A 13,435-nucleotide genomic window follows, 5' to 3' on the forward strand; every position below is an offset into this window, starting at 1 on the left:
CGGGCCGGGATGGGCGAACACGAAAGCCGAGGACGTGCCGGGGTCGAGTGGGCGCTCGCGTCACACGGTGAGGTGGGCGCGCAGGGTATGCGCGTCGGGAGCGGTGGCGGTCCACAGTGTCGCCGGGCCCCCGGCCAGCGGCAGTCGGGCGACGGTCCCGTCGACCGCGGCCAGTTCGGCGGGCCGCGACGGGTCGACCACCAGCAGCGAGCCGGTGGCCGGTGCGCCGCCGAGCACCGCGGGCCCGGCCCAGCCGGGTGCGCGCGGCCCCACGGCGAGGGACTGGCGCAGCAGCGGCCGGCCCGCGTAGTCGACCTGCGTGTGCACGACGGCACCGCCCGGCGCCTCGCCGTACCGGCCACAGATCAGCTCGTCGCGCCAGCGCAGGCTCGCCCCGGCGGCCACCGCGACGCGGGACCCGGCGAGGTGCGCGCAGCCGGCCGCCGCGACCAGTTGTTCGGGGAGCCAGTGCAGCGTGGCACCGGCGTGCACCACCGCCGACACCGCCATCCGGGACACCGCGCCCGGCCGTCCCGGCAGGGCGATCGACGCCGCCACCGTGTGCACCCGCACCGCGGCGCCCGGTCCCACTTCGATCTCCAACCGCAGGTCGTCGCCGGCCAGCGGGCCGGCCGCCCCGCCGACGAGGTGCACAGTGGCGACACCACCGTCGGCCGGGGTCTGGCGCAGCAGGAGCGGCGTCTCGCCGTGCAGCTCGACCAGGACCGTGCCACCCCGGCCGTCGGCCCGGGCGACCAGCCGGGCGAGCGCCCGCATCAGACCGGTCCGGCCGGTACGGCGAGCGGGTGCAGGGCCGCGTGGTGGGCCAGCTCGTGCCGGATCCAGTCGGCGACCCGGCTCGCCGTCGGGTCTCCCACGATGGACAGGAAGAGGGTCGGAAGGTCGCCGCGCCGAGCCCGCGCGTCACGGTCCATCACGGCGAGGTCCGCGCCCACCATTGACGCCAGGTCGGTCTTGTTGATCACGAGGAGGTCGGCGGCGGTGACCCCCGGGCCGCCCTTGCGGGGCACCTTGTCCCCGCCCGCCACGTCGACCACGAAGATCTGTCGGTCGACCAGGCCCCGGCTGAAGGTCGCGGTCAGGTTGTCTCCTCCGCTCTCCACGAGGACCAGGTCCAACGGGCCGACCGCCTCGGCCAGTTCGTCGACGGCGTCCAGATTGGCGCCGATGTCGTCGCGGATCGCGGTGTGCGGGCAGCAGCCGGTCTCCACCGCGCGGATCCGGGCCGGGTCCAGCACTCCGGCCCGCCGCAGGAAGTCGGCGTCCTCGGTGGTGTAGATGTCGTTGGTCACCACGCCGAGCCGCAACTCGTCGGCGAAGGCCCGGCAGAGCGCGGCCACCAGGGCCGTCTTGCCGGACCCGACCGGGCCGCCGATGCCGACCCGCAGGGCACGACCGGCGCGGGCGAGTGGAGGGTGCGGGTCGACCCCCGGCTCGGGATGGGTGTGCGGGACGCTCTCGTCGTGCGGCGGGGCGGTCGGTGGTGGCGTGGTCGGGTCGACGGGCGCAGCGCTCGGCACAACAGTCTCAGGACGCAAAGAGACGCACCTCCCAGGTGGCATGGATTTCGGCATGGATGTCGGCGAGTGGAGCGGCGGCGGCGGGCAGCCGCTCCGGTGGGTCGTCGGCGGCGCGGGCCGCGTCGGCAGCCGTGCCGTCGCAGACGTCGGCCAGGCTGACCAGCAGGGCCTGGACCTGGTAAGGGTCGAGGCCGAGCAGGCGTACGCCGGCGCTGGCCGCCCCGGTCACCGTCCCGTAGGCGGCGACGGTGGCGGTGTCGAGACGGGACAACCCCGCCGTGGCGCAGAGCAGCCCGAGCACCAGCGGCTGGTGTGTGCCGGCGGGCGTCGTGGGCAGATCGCCGAACGGAGCGTCCGGCCAGATGGCCCGCCCGGCCCGCAGCAGCGCTCGGCCCTGCCGGCGGGAGACGGTTCGCAACGTCGGCGCCGCGGTGCGCGCGTCCAGCTCCGCGTCGAGCTGGGCCAGGGTGGTTGCCAGCGTGGCGGTCCCGGCGGATTCGGCCGCGCCGACGGTCCCGGGCACCGCGGCCCGGTGTGCGGCCGCCGCGAACGCCGCACCGACCAGCCCGGCGGTGGCCAACCGTCCGGCCAGGAACGCCTGCAACGAGGCCAGGTCGGTGACCCGGCCGGCGGCGACGGCCGCCTCCAGACCGCCGGAGTGCGCGTGCGCCCCGGCCGGAAAGCGTCCGTCGGCCAGCAGCAACAGCAGGCTCGGCGTGGCCATCAGAACAGGAAGTAGCGCTGGGCCATCGGCAGCCGGGTCACCGGGTCCGGCTCGACCACCACACCGTCGATCCGCACCGTGAAGGTGTCCGGGTCCACCTCGATGCGCGGCATCGCGTTGTTCTCCGGCAGGTCGGCCTTGCCCCGCGACCGCACGTCGCTCACCGGCACCACCCGGCGGCGCACGTCCAGCCGAAGCCCGGCGTCCAGGGCCGCCGGGGCCACGAACGCCAGACTGGTGGCGGCCGCCGCGGCACCGTACGCCCCGAACATCGGCCGCGGCAGCATCGGCTGCGGCGTCGGGATCGAGGCGTTCGCGTCACCCATCTGGGCGTACGCGATCATGCCGCCCTTGAGCACCAGGTGCGGTCGTACGCCGAAGAACGCCGGGTCCCAGAGCACCAGGTCGGCGAGCTTGCCGGGTTCGACCGAGCCGACCTCGTGCTCCAGCCCGTTGGCCATCGCCGCGCAGATGGTGTACTTCGCGACGTACCGCCGGGCCCGGTGGTTGTCGGCGGCCCCGTCGCCCGGCAGCGCGCCGACCCGCTCCTTCATCACGTGCGCGCTCTGCCAGGTCCGCAGGATCACCTCGCCGACCCGGCCCATCGCCTGCGCGTCGGAGCCGATGATGGAGATCGCACCGAGGTCGTGCAGCAGATCCTCGGCGGCCATCGTGGACGGTCGGATCCGGCTCTCGGCGAAGGCCAGGTCCTCCGGCACGGACGGGTTGAGATGGTGGCAGACCATCAACATGTCCAGGTGCTCGGCGAGGGTGTTGGCGGTGTACGGGCGGGTCGGGTTGGTCGACGACGGCAGCACGTTCGGTTCACTGGCCACCGTGATGATGTCCGGTGCGTGCCCGCCGCCAGCACCCTCGGTGTGGTACGAGTGGATCGCCCGCCCGCCGATCGCGCGCAGGGTGTCGGCGACGAAACCGGCCTCGTTGAGCGTGTCGGTGTGGATCGACACCTGGACCCCGGACTGGTCGGCTACCCGCAGGCAGGCGTCGATCGCCGCCGGTGTGGTGCCCCAGTCCTCGTGCAGCTTGAAACCGCCCGCACCGGCGCGCAACTGTTCCCAGAGCGCCTCGCTGGAGACGGTGTTGCCCTTGCCGAGCAGCAACACGTTGACCGGCATGGTGTCCAGCGCCTCGTGCATCCGGGCCAGGTGCCAGCCGTTCGGGGTGACAGTGGTCGCCCGGGTCCCCTCGGCCGGGCCGGTGCCGCCACCCACCAACGTGGTGACGCCGCTGGCCAGGGCCTCGGTGACGATCTGCGGGCAGATGAAGTGCACGTGGGTGTCGACCGCGCCGGCGGTGAGGATCCGCCCGTTGCCGGCGATCACCTCGGTCGACGGGCCGATGACCAGGTCGGGGTGGACGCCGGGCATGGTGTCCGGGTTGCCGGCCCGGCCGAGCGCCACGATGCGCCCGTCGCGCAGCCCCACGTCGGCCTTGACCACTCCCCAGTGGTCGAGCACCACGGCGCCGGTGATGACGGTGTCCAGTGCCCCCTCGGCGCGGGTGGCCCGCGACTGCCCCATCGACTCGCGGATCACCTTCCCGCCGCCGAAGACCGCCTCGTCACCACCGACGCAGTGGTCGGTCTCCACCTCGATGAGCAGGTTGGTGTCGGCCAGCCGGATCCGGTCGCCGGTCGTCGGGCCGTACAGGTCGATGTAGCGGTCCCGCCGCACGGCGCTCACTCCGGTGACCCGTCGGCCGTCGGCGGGTCCAGTGGGCCCGCACACGCGCCACGCAGCCCCGGCACGACGCGCGCGCCGCCGAACGGGACGAGGTCGACGCTGCGGCTGATGCCCGGCTCGAACCGGACCGAGGTGCCCGCCGGCACGGCGAGCCGCTGCCCCCAGGCGACGTCCCGGTCGAACGCCAGGGCCGGGTTGGCCTCGGCGAAGTGGTAGTGCGAGCCCACCTGCACCGGCCGGTCGGCGGTGTTGACCACGAGCAGCGTGGTCACCGGGCGGCCCGCGTTGATCTCGACCGGGTCGGCCGCCGGCAGGATCTCCCCCGGAATCATGGGATCGGGTGGTGCACCGTCACGAGTTTGGTGCCGTCCGGGAACGTCGCCTCCACCTGCACCTCCCTCAGCAGCTCGGGGATGCCGTCCTGGACGTCGTCGCGGCCGAGCACGCTCCGGCCGGCCGACATCAGGTCGACGACGGACCGGCCGTCGCGGGCCCCTTCGAGCAGGAACGCGGTGATCACCGCGACGGCTTCGGGGTAGTTGAGGCGCAGGCCGCGCTCGCGGCGGGCGCGGGCGACATCGGCCGCGACGTGGACGAGCAGGCGGTCCTGCTCGTGCGGGCTGAGAAACACGGGCTTCTCCCGGTGGCGTGGGCGTGCCCGGCTCGCCGTCGGCCCCGCAGGGGGCCGCACCGGGCAGCAGACACCCGGGGTACGAGCTGGAGTCACACGACCGCCGAGTCCCCGCCGACGGGGCGACCCGGGACTCCACCATCCCGGCCCGCGTGACGGGCAACCGGCGGTGTCTCGGTCGGATGCGGACCGCACCGCCCACCGCTGAGCCGACCGTAGAGGATCACCACCGGCCGGGGCAACAGCCGATCCGGGTTCGCGCCGGCCACTTCTGGGTGCCGGTGCTCATTCCCCTCGCGTACGACCCAGGGCATGATCGCCGGATGACGGTGACAAGGGGTACGCGCGCACTGCTCGGTGTTCTGTTCCTGGCGGCGGCCACTGTCGGGGCGTGGCTGCTCTGGCTGGGCTGGGACACCGACTACACGGTCGATGCGGAGACCGGCGCGAGCAGCGGCCCGTACGAGGCGTGGCAGGTGGTCGGCTGTGTGCTGACGCTCGTCCTGCTGGCCGCGCTCGCCGCCACGCGACTCAGCCCGTGGCTGGTGGCGACGGTGATGACTGTCGCCTTCACGGCGGCCTGGGGGTGGCAGGCCGCCTCCACCGACGACACCGGCCTGTGGGCCGTCGGGGCGGTGCTGGTGCTGGTAGGGATGGCGGCCGGCAGCACGGCCGTGAGTCTCGTCGCCCGGCGGGTCGGTCGACGCGTCGCCGGCCGACCCAGCTAGCCGCTGCCCCGCTCCCGCTCCCTCGTTGCCGCCGGCCGGGGCCCGCGCGCTCAGCGGGTCGCGACGGGTGCCGCCGCCGGCCGGGGCACTCCGGCGAAGGGGATGTCGACGTTGTCCGTCAGGCCGGACTGGCCGTCGGGGTGCCGCCACAGGCCACTGTCGCGCAGGATCGGCAGCACGCCCTCGCCGAACCAGTACGCCTCCTCCAGGTGCGGGTAGCCGGAGAGGATGAACTCGTCGATGCCGAGCGCGTGGTACTCGGCGATCCGGTCGGCGATCTCGCGGTGACTGCCGACCAGCGCGGTGCCGGCCCCGCCCCGGACCAGCCCGACGCCGGCCCACAGGTTGGGCGAGACCTCCAGGCTGTCGCGGGAACCGCCGTGCAGGTCGAGCATCCGGCGCTGCCCCTCGGACTCACTGCGGCGCAGCCCGTCCTGCACCGCCCGGATGTCGGCCTCGTCGACGCCGTTGAGCAGGCGGCGCGCCTGCGCCCACGCCTCATCAGAGGTGTCCCGGGCGATGACGTGCAGCCGGATGCCGAACCGCAGTTCGCGCCCGGCGTCGGCGGCCAGCGCCCGGACCCGGGTCAGCTTCTCGGCGACCTGGGCCGGCGGCTCGCCCCAGGTGAGGTAGACGTCGCTGTGCCGCACCGCCACAGGCAGGGCCGCGGCGGACGAGCCACCGAAGTAGACCGGCGGGACCGGGTCGGGCAGCCGGTGCAGCCGCGCCTGCTCGACGCGCAGGTGGGTGCCGGTGTGGTCGACCGTCTCACCCCGCCACAGCGCGCGCACCACGTGCAGGAACTCGTCGGCCCTCGCGTACCGGGCGTCCTTGTCCAGGAAGTCGCCGTACGCCCGCTGCTCCTGCGACTCGCCCCCGGTGACCACGTTGAGCAGCAGTCGGCCCCGGGACAGCCGCTGGAAGGTCGAGGCCATCTGGGCGGCCAGCGTCGGAGCCAGCAGCCCGGGTCGGAACGCGACCAGGAACTTGAGTCGCTCGGTCACCTCGGTGAGCATCGCGGTGCTCAGCCAGGCGTCCTCGCACCAGGCGCCCGTCGGGGTGAGGGCGCCGACGAAGCCGAGCTGCTCGGCGGTGCGGGCGATCTGGCCGAGGTACGCGACGCTGGCCGGGCGGGCGCCTCCGGCAGCACCGGTCGGTACGCCGTGGCCGCCCCCGACGATGTCCCGGCTGTCGCCGTTGGTGGGCAGGAACCAGTGGAAGGTGAGGGTCATCGCGGCTCTTTCCTCCAGTGCGCGGCGGGTGCGGGTACGGGTGCGCGCGCCGCCGGCGGGCACCTCCTGAGGGGTGGGACGATCCCGCCGACAGCCTACCCATAAAACCTATCGGGTTAGTAGGCTACCGGCCACGGCGCCGACACCTGTCGATGCGCCCCGACCCGCATGCCCGACCCGAGGAGCCGCCATGCCCACCCCGCCGACGAGCCGTCCCCCGCATCGCCGCCTCCTGACGGCCGCCCTCACCACAGTGGCGCTGCTCGCCACGGCAGCGGTGAGCGCGTGCGGCGGGTCCGCCGATGCCGGCGGCACCGCCAGCAAACTCCGGATCGGCTACCAGCGCTTCGGCGGGCTGAGCCTGGTCAAGGCGCGCGGCGCGGCGCCGGATGTGGAGTGGTCGCTGTTCGAGAGCGGTCCGGCGCTCACCGAGGCGCTCAAGGCCGGCTCCATCGACATCGGACAGGTCGGCGAGGCACCACCCGTCTTCGCCGCGGCCGGGAAGATCCCGTTCTCCATCATCGGCACCTCGGAGCCGATCCCGCAGGGCGAGGCCGTGCTCGTCAAGGCCGATCGCGGTTACCGCACCTTCGCCGACCTGAAGGGTAAGACGGTGGCCCTGAACAAGGGGTCGAACGTGCACTGGCTGCTCGTCCAGCTGCTCAAGGCGAACAACATGACCCTGAAGGACATCCAGGTCAAGTACCTCAAGCCCGCGGAGGGGCGGCCCGCGTTCGACGGTGGCCAGGTCGACGCCTGGGTGATCTGGGACCCGTACTTCGCGCTGGCCGAGCAACCGGGCGTCCAGGTGCTCGCCGACGCGATCGGGCTGGCCAGCAACCGCGAGTACGTCCTGGCCGCCCCGGACGCCGTCACGAAGCAGCCGGACGAGATCCGGGCCTTCCTCCAGCGCTACCGCGAGGTGACCGACTGGGGCATCGCCCATCCCGAGGAGCGGGCCAGCACGCTCGCGCCGGAGCTGAAGATCCCGCAGGACGTCACCGGTCGGGCCCTGGCCCGCAGCGCCAGACCCCTCGCCCCCGTCACCCCGGCCATCGGCGACGAGCTTCAGGCGATCACCGACAGCTTCATCGCCCTCGATCTCATCCCGGGCCCGGTCGACATCCGGTCCCGGGTCGACAGCCGGTTCAGCGCGGTGTTCCAGTGAGCCGCACGACCCTGGCCGAGGCGCCCGCCGAGATCGCGGCGGCGCCGCCGGTCGCGCCCCGACGTCTTCGGCCGGCACGACGGTGGTGGCGGTTGGCCAGCCCGGTGGCACTGGTCCTGGGCTGGGAGCTGGCCTCGCGGACCGGCCTGCTGGCACCGGAGAAGCTGCCCGCGCCGAGTGACGTCCTGGCCACCGGCTGGCGGCTGAGCCGGGACGGAACGCTCGGCGTCCACCTGCTGGACTCCCTCACCCGGGCCGGGGCGGGGCTGGTGATCGGCGGCGTCCTGGCCCTTGCCCTGGGCGCCCTGGCCGGGCTGCTGCGGCTCGGTGACGACCTGGTCGACCCGCCGGTGCAGATGGCCCGGATGCTGCCGCACCTCGGGCTGGTCCCGTTGCTGATCATCTGGGTCGGCATCGGTGAGTCACTCAAGATCAGCCTGGTGGCTCTGGGTGCTTTCTTCCCCATCTACTTCAACACCTACGCCGGCATCCGGGACATCGACGAGCGGCTGGTGGAGGCGGCGCGCACCTGCGGTCTGGGGCAGGCCGCCCGACTGCGGCACGTGGTGCTGCCCGGCGCGCTGCCGGCCCTGTTCCTCGGGCTGCGCCTGGCGATCGGGGCGGCCTGGCTCAGCCTGGTCGTCGGCGAGCAGGTCAACGCCCAGACGGGGATCGGTTTTCTGATGATGGAGGCACGCGAGTTCAGCCAGACCGACGTGGTGGTGCTGGGGCTGCTCGTCTACGCGCTGCTCGGGCTGATATCCGACAGTGCGTTGCGCGTCCTGGAGAGGAGGATGTTGACATGGCGTCGCGGACTGCGGGCCACCTGAACGACACCACGCCGGTGCTGACCGCCCACGCGGTGCGCCGGGCGTTCGGGCCGACGGTCGTGCTGGCCGGGGTCGACCTCGCCATCGCACGCGGCGAGGTGGTGGCCCTGCTGGGCGGCAGCGGTTCCGGCAAGAGCACGCTCCTGCGGATTCTCGCCGGGCTCGACGGTGAGGCCAGCGGCACGAGCGTCGTGCACGGCACCGCCGCCGTGGTCTTCCAGGAACACCGGCTGCTGCCCTGGAAGCGGGTGGCGGACAACGTCGGGCTCGGCCTGTCCGGGCCGGACGCCCACGAGCGGATCCGGCGGGCGCTGGCCGAGGTCGGGCTCGCCGATCGGCACCGCGCCTGGCCGGCGGAGCTGTCCGGCGGGCAGGCGCAACGGGTGGCCGTCGCGCGAGCACTGGTCCGCGAACCGGACGTGCTGCTGCTCGACGAGCCGTTCGGCGCCCTCGACGCGCTGACCCGCCTGCGGATGCAGATCCTGCTGCGCCGGCTGCGCGCCGAGCATGGCTTCGCGGCCCTGCTGGTCACCCACGACGTGGAGGAGGCGCTGTTGCTCGCCGACCGGATCCTGCTGCTCGACGAGGGCCGCATCGCCGCGCAGCTGCCCGTCGACCTGGCCCCGACCCGTACGCCCGACGACCCGGCCTTCGGCGCGCTGCGCCGCCACCTGCTCGACCGACTCGGCGTTCCCACCACCTGACGAGCGGAGCTGTGATGACCCGCTGGACCCCCGACCCCACGTTCTATCCCTCGCCCCGGGAGGCGGTGACCGCACCGGCCGAGAAGCTCGCCTACGTGGCCGCCTTCGACCGTACGGCAAGCCGCCCGGACGCCATCGTGGTGCTGGACACCGACCCGGACTCCCCCGACTACGGCCGGGTCGTGGGTTGGACCGACCTGCCCTACGTCGGCGACGAGCTGCACCACTTCGGCTGGAACGCGTGCAGCAGCGCGCTCTGTCCGACCGCCCCGCACCCGCACGTCGAGCGGCGCTACCTGATCGTGCCCGGCCTGCGGTCGTCACGGATCCACGTGGTCGACACCCAACCCGACCCGCGTCAGCCGCAGGTGGTCAAGGTGATCGGCCCGGAGGAGCTGGCGAAGCGCGCCGGCTACTCGCGCCCGCACACAGTGCACTGTGGGCCGGACGGCATCTACCTGTCCGCTCTCGGGGGCGCGGACGGCGCGGAGGGTCCGGGAGGCATCGCCATCCTCGACCACACCACGTTCGAGGTACGCGGGGCGTGGGAGGCCGACCGGGGTCCACAGTTCCTGGCGTACGACCTGTGGTGGCACCTCACCCAGGACGTGCTGGTCACCAGCGAGTGGGGCACCCCGTCGATGATCGAGGACGGCATCATCGGCGAGTTGCTGCTGGGTCGACGCTACGGCCACGCCATCCACTTCTGGGACCTCGCGAAACGTCGGCACGTCCAGCGGGTCGACCTGGGCGATCAATATCAGATGCCGCTGGAGCTGCGCCCGGCGCACGACCCGTCGAAGTCGTACGGGTTCGTCGGAGTGGTGATCAGTGTCGAGGACCTCTCCGCCTCGGTCTGGCTGTGGCACCGCGACGGCGACGCCTGGGCGGTCACCAAGGTGATCGACATTCCGGCCGAGCCGGCGGACCCGACGGATCTGCCCGACCTGCTCAAGCCGTTCGGAGCGGTGCCGCCACTGGTGACCGACATCGACCTGTCCGTCGACGACCGGTTCCTCTACGTCTCCTGCTGGGGCACGGGAGAGCTACGCCAGTACGACGTCAGCGACCCGCTGCGTCCCGTACTGACCGGCTCCGTGCATCTCGGTGGGATCGTGCGCCGCACGGCGCACCCGTCCGCGCCGGACGAGGCCCTGGCCGGCGGCCCGCAGATGGTGGAGGTGAGCCGGGACGGGCGGCGGGTCTACGTCAGCAACTCGCTCTACGGCGCGTGGGACGACCAGTTCTACCCCGACGGGGTGGGTGCCTGGCTGGCCAAGCTCGACGTGGACGTCGAGGCCGGTGGGCTCACCCCGGACCAGCGGTTCTTTCCGCACGGGGACGAGTTCCGGGGCCTGCGGGTGCACCAGACCCGGTTGCAGGGCGGGGACGCGTCCTCCGACTCGTACTGCTTTCCGTGACCGTCTCCACACTGGCGACGCTTGCCGCGCTCGGCGCGTTCCATGGTCTGAACCCGGCGATGGGTTGGCTGTTCGCGGTGGCCCGGGGCCTGCAGGAGCGCAGCCGGGCTGCGTTGCTGCGCGCCCTGTCGCCGATCGCGGCCGGGCACCTCGCCTCGGTGGGGATCGTCGCGGCACTGGTCACCGCGACCCGTTCGGTGACGGCGAGCACCGCCCTCGCGGTGGTCGGCGGCGTGCTGCTGGTCGCGTTCGGGTTGTGGCGACTGCTCTCCGAGCGGCACTTCCGCTGGGCGGGGATGCGGCTGTCCGCGGCGCAGCTCGCCGGCTGGTCGTTCCTCATGTCGTCGGCCCACGGCGCGGGGCTGATGCTGTTGCCGGTGCTGGTGGCCGAGCCGGTGCCCGGGGGCCACTCCGGGCACCTGGCCAGCGCGCCGGTGGGTGCCCTGTCCGGGCTCGCCGCCGCCGGCGTGCACACGGTGGCGATGCTCGGCACCGCGCTGGCCATCGCGATTCTGGTCTACCAGGTGCTCGGGGTCGGTGTGCTGCGTCGGGCCTGGTTCAACGTCGACCGGCTCTGGGCCGGGGTGCTGGTCGCCGCCGGATTGGTCACGTTGCTCCGGGCGTGAACCGACCATCGTGGACGGAGTCGATCTGTGGTCTCATGGCGGCATGATCACTCCGACTCCCCTCATGCGTCTGGTGGCCGGTGTGTGGGGGTTCAAGACCCTCGCGGCCGGCGTCGAACTCGGTCTGTTCACCCGGCTCGCCGGGGGTCGGACGATGACCGTCGAGCAGGCCGCCGCCGAGTTCGGGCTGCCGGACCGGCCCGCGGACCTGTTGCTGGCCGCCAGTGCCTCGCTCGGCCTGCTGGAGAAGGCCGGCGACGGATACCGCAACTCCGAGCTGGCCGAGCAGTTCCTGGTCGAGGGTCGCCCGTACTACTTCGGCGCGCAGGTCCGTTACTCCGACCTGCGCACCTATCTGCCCTGGCATCGCATCGGCGAGGCCCTGCGCACGGATCGGCCGTTGACCTGGGACCCGGAGGCACAGCAGTCGATGTTCGACACCGCCGACCCGGAGATGCTGACGCAGTTCTGGGACGCGATGTTCTCCACGTCCAGCTTCACCGCCGCCGCGTTGGCCGACGCGTACGACTTCTCCGCGCACCGCCGCCTGCTCGACGTCGGGGGCGGGGCCGGGGCGTTCCCGATCGAGTTCTGCCGCCGCCTGCCCGAGCTGCGGGCCACCGTCCTGGATCTGCCGCACGTCTGCGTACGGGCACGGGAGCGGATCGCGGAGGCCGGCCTGACCGAGCGGATCGACGCGGTGGGCGGCGACTTCCTCGCCGACCCGGCGCTGCCGGACGGGCACGACGTCATCCTGCTCAGCATGATCCTGCACGACTGGGACGAGCCGACGAACCGGGCGCTGCTGGCCCGGTGCCACGCGGCGCTGCCGCCCGGCGGGGCGATCGTCGTCTGCGAACTGCTGCTCAACGACGAGCGGACCGGGCCGCCGGAGGCCGCGCTGATGGGGATGAACATGCTCGTCGAGACCGAGGGTGGCCGCAACTACTCGGGCGCCGAGTACGCCGCCTGGCTCACCGATGCCGGTTTCGTCGACGTGCGTACCGTCCCGTTCGACGCCCCCGGCGCCAACGGCGCTGTGGTGGCCCGGCGGGCCTGACCGACGACAACACCCGGCCCCGGTGCGAACCGTGGGCCGGGTGTCGCGGCGCCTCACGGCGCTGGCGTCCGATCGGCTACCGGTACGGGTCAGGCGCGAGCCTTGGCCGGCTGCTTCATGAAGTCCATGATCGCCTTGTTGACCTCGTCAGCGTGGGTCCACGGGATGCCGTGCGGCGCGCCCTTGAGGGTGACGAGCTGGCCGGTCGGCATCATCGGCCCGAGCCGCTGACCGGTCACCGGGTAGGGCAGCACCCGGTCCTGGTCACCCTGCACGATCAGCACCGGAATATTGATCTTCGGCAGGTCCGGACGGAAGTCCTCCTGCCAGGCGTCCACGCTGTCGTGGGTGGCCTTGCCGGACGCCATCGCACCGATCTGCCAGTGCGCCCGGTACGCCTCCTCGCTGACCCGCTTGCCCATGTTCTGATCCGGGTTGAAGAACGCGTCACAGAAGGACGTCAGGTACGCGAAACGGTCCTTGATGATGGCGTCCTGGAAGCCCTTGAAGAGGCTCCGATCGACGCCCTCAGGATTGTCGTTGGCCTTGGCCAGCATCGGTTGCAGTGGGCTGAGCAGCACTGCCCGGCTCACCCGGCGCGCGCCGTAGTTGCCCAGGTAGCGGACCACCTCGCCGGTGCCCATCGAGTGACCGATCAGGGTCACCTCGTTGAGGTCCAGCTCGGACATCAACACGTCCAGGTCCGCCGCGAACGTGTTGTAGTCGTACCCGAAGGTCGGCTGGGCAGAGTTGCCGTTACCGCGTCGATCGTAGGTGATCGTCCGGTATCCGGCGTTGAGCAGCTGGGTGGTCACCTTCTCCCAGGTCGCCCCGTTGAACGGGAAGCCGTGGATCAGCACCACCGGCTTACCGGAACCGTGGTCCTCGTAGTACAGGTCGATGGGCGCGGAGTTTTCCGTTCCCACGGTGATGAAAGGCATGTTTGTCTCCTGCTCCGGTATCGGGCTGTCGGACGTCAGCGCGCTTTCCCGCCGGGTCGGCGGATATGCCGGCCGCCGAAAGCACAGCGACCCCTCCAGCCATCGACAGATATCGACGCTCTCGAT

At 72.6% G+C, this 13,435-nt stretch carries 15 protein-coding genes; 7 read left to right on the plus strand and 8 right to left on the minus strand.

Annotated elements, in window-relative coordinates:
- Window positions 1-60 precede the first annotated feature (60 nt).
- From FBZ33_RS16550 to FBZ33_RS16575, 6 genes are read right to left on the minus strand one after another with little or no spacing between them, the layout of a single operon-like run.
- Window positions 61-777, minus strand: a complete 717-nt coding sequence (locus tag FBZ33_RS16550) for an urease accessory protein UreD (protein WP_141909745.1) — start codon at window positions 775-777, stop codon at window positions 61-63.
- The gene (gene ureG, locus FBZ33_RS16555; RefSeq protein ID WP_370453016.1) at window positions 777-1,559 is read right to left on the minus strand and encodes an urease accessory protein UreG; all 783 of its coding nucleotides are present in this window, start codon (window positions 1,557-1,559) and stop codon (window positions 777-779) included. Before ureG ends, FBZ33_RS16550 begins: the two co-directional genes overlap by 1 nt.
- Window positions 1,549-2,265 (minus strand): urease accessory protein UreF, encoded by a 717-nt coding sequence (locus tag FBZ33_RS16560; RefSeq protein WP_141909746.1) that lies wholly within the window; start codon window positions 2,263-2,265, stop codon window positions 1,549-1,551. Before FBZ33_RS16560 ends, ureG begins: the two co-directional genes overlap by 11 nt.
- The gene (locus FBZ33_RS16565) at window positions 2,265-3,968 is read right to left on the minus strand and encodes an urease subunit alpha (protein WP_141909747.1); all 1,704 of its coding nucleotides are present in this window, start codon (window positions 3,966-3,968) and stop codon (window positions 2,265-2,267) included. The genes FBZ33_RS16560 and FBZ33_RS16565 overlap by 1 nt, the downstream gene beginning before the upstream one ends.
- Window positions 3,965-4,300, minus strand: a complete 336-nt coding sequence (locus FBZ33_RS16570) for an urease subunit beta (protein ID WP_141909748.1) — start codon at window positions 4,298-4,300, stop codon at window positions 3,965-3,967. The genes FBZ33_RS16565 and FBZ33_RS16570 overlap by 4 nt, the downstream gene beginning before the upstream one ends.
- Window positions 4,297-4,599, minus strand: a complete 303-nt coding sequence (locus FBZ33_RS16575) for an urease subunit gamma (protein WP_088948581.1) — start codon at window positions 4,597-4,599, stop codon at window positions 4,297-4,299. The genes FBZ33_RS16570 and FBZ33_RS16575 overlap by 4 nt, the downstream gene beginning before the upstream one ends.
- A 323-nt stretch (window positions 4,600-4,922) precedes the next feature.
- On the opposite strand from FBZ33_RS16575, the gene FBZ33_RS16580 reads away from it, so the two are divergent.
- Window positions 4,923-5,327 (plus strand): hypothetical protein, encoded by a 405-nt coding sequence (locus FBZ33_RS16580; RefSeq protein ID WP_141909749.1) that lies wholly within the window; start codon window positions 4,923-4,925, stop codon window positions 5,325-5,327.
- 50 nt (window positions 5,328-5,377) lie between these two features.
- On the opposite strand, the gene FBZ33_RS16585 is transcribed toward FBZ33_RS16580, so the two are convergent.
- On the minus strand, window positions 5,378-6,559 hold the full coding sequence (locus tag FBZ33_RS16585) for an LLM class flavin-dependent oxidoreductase (protein WP_141909750.1): 1,182 nt from the start codon (window positions 6,557-6,559) through the stop codon (window positions 5,378-5,380).
- Window positions 6,560-6,749: 190 nt separating this feature from the next.
- Here FBZ33_RS16585 and FBZ33_RS16590 point away from each other — a divergent pair, with 190 nt between their 5' ends.
- The 6 genes from FBZ33_RS16590 to FBZ33_RS16615 are packed head-to-tail and all read left to right on the plus strand — an operon-like array spanning window position 6,750 to window position 12,368.
- On the plus strand, window positions 6,750-7,727 hold the full coding sequence (locus FBZ33_RS16590) for an aliphatic sulfonate ABC transporter substrate-binding protein (protein ID WP_141909751.1): 978 nt from the start codon (window positions 6,750-6,752) through the stop codon (window positions 7,725-7,727).
- Window positions 7,724-8,557, plus strand: a complete 834-nt coding sequence (locus FBZ33_RS16595; RefSeq protein ID WP_141909752.1) for an ABC transporter permease — start codon at window positions 7,724-7,726, stop codon at window positions 8,555-8,557. The genes FBZ33_RS16590 and FBZ33_RS16595 overlap by 4 nt, the downstream gene beginning before the upstream one ends.
- The gene (locus FBZ33_RS16600) at window positions 8,530-9,261 is read left to right on the plus strand and encodes an ABC transporter ATP-binding protein (protein WP_141909753.1); all 732 of its coding nucleotides are present in this window, start codon (window positions 8,530-8,532) and stop codon (window positions 9,259-9,261) included. The genes FBZ33_RS16595 and FBZ33_RS16600 overlap by 28 nt, the downstream gene beginning before the upstream one ends.
- A gap of 14 nt (window positions 9,262-9,275) precedes the next feature.
- Complete coding sequence (locus FBZ33_RS16605; RefSeq protein WP_141909754.1) at window positions 9,276-10,682, plus strand: selenium-binding family protein; 1,407 nt, start codon at window positions 9,276-9,278, stop codon at window positions 10,680-10,682.
- On the plus strand, window positions 10,679-11,308 hold the full coding sequence (locus FBZ33_RS16610) for a hypothetical protein (RefSeq protein ID WP_088948589.1): 630 nt from the start codon (window positions 10,679-10,681) through the stop codon (window positions 11,306-11,308). The genes FBZ33_RS16605 and FBZ33_RS16610 overlap by 4 nt, the downstream gene beginning before the upstream one ends.
- A gap of 43 nt (window positions 11,309-11,351) precedes the next feature.
- On the plus strand, window positions 11,352-12,368 hold the full coding sequence (locus FBZ33_RS16615) for a methyltransferase (RefSeq protein WP_141909755.1): 1,017 nt from the start codon (window positions 11,352-11,354) through the stop codon (window positions 12,366-12,368).
- A gap of 89 nt (window positions 12,369-12,457) precedes the next feature.
- On the opposite strand, the gene FBZ33_RS16620 is transcribed toward FBZ33_RS16615, so the two are convergent.
- Window positions 12,458-13,309 carry an alpha/beta fold hydrolase gene (locus FBZ33_RS16620; protein ID WP_141909756.1) on the minus strand — a complete coding sequence of 284 codons (852 nt, stop codon included), beginning with the start codon at window positions 13,307-13,309 and terminating at the stop codon, window positions 12,458-12,460.
- Between the last annotated feature and the right edge of the window lie 126 nt (window positions 13,310-13,435).

The organism is Micromonospora sp. A202, from assembly GCF_006715105.1.
In the GTDB taxonomy this organism is placed as follows: domain Bacteria; phylum Actinomycetota; class Actinomycetes; order Mycobacteriales; family Micromonosporaceae; genus Micromonospora; species Micromonospora zamorensis.

What these genes read in the sequence shown, in the direction of transcription:
- FBZ33_RS16615 (WP_141909755.1), top strand. Translation starts at nt 11,352, where the DNA reads ATGATCACTCCGACTCCCCTCATGCGTCTGGTGGCCGGTGTGTGGGGG.
- FBZ33_RS16605 (WP_141909754.1), top strand. Translation starts at nt 9,276, where the DNA reads ATGACCCGCTGGACCCCCGACCCCACGTTCTATCCCTCGCCCCGGGAG.
- FBZ33_RS16570 (WP_141909748.1), bottom strand. Translation starts at nt 4,300, where the DNA reads ATGATTCCGGGGGAGATCCTGCCGGCGGCCGACCCGGTCGAGATCAAC.
- FBZ33_RS16560 (WP_141909746.1), bottom strand. Translation starts at nt 2,265, where the DNA reads ATGGCCACGCCGAGCCTGCTGTTGCTGCTGGCCGACGGACGCTTTCCG.
- FBZ33_RS16580 (WP_141909749.1), top strand. Translation starts at nt 4,923, where the DNA reads ATGACGGTGACAAGGGGTACGCGCGCACTGCTCGGTGTTCTGTTCCTG.
- FBZ33_RS16550 (WP_141909745.1), bottom strand. Translation starts at nt 777, where the DNA reads ATGCGGGCGCTCGCCCGGCTGGTCGCCCGGGCCGACGGCCGGGGTGGC.
- FBZ33_RS16585 (WP_141909750.1), bottom strand. Translation starts at nt 6,559, where the DNA reads ATGACCCTCACCTTCCACTGGTTCCTGCCCACCAACGGCGACAGCCGG.
- FBZ33_RS16620 (WP_141909756.1), bottom strand. Translation starts at nt 13,309, where the DNA reads ATGCCTTTCATCACCGTGGGAACGGAAAACTCCGCGCCCATCGACCTG.
- FBZ33_RS16600 (WP_141909753.1), top strand. Translation starts at nt 8,530, where the DNA reads ATGGCGTCGCGGACTGCGGGCCACCTGAACGACACCACGCCGGTGCTG.
- FBZ33_RS16590 (WP_141909751.1), top strand. Translation starts at nt 6,750, where the DNA reads ATGCCCACCCCGCCGACGAGCCGTCCCCCGCATCGCCGCCTCCTGACG.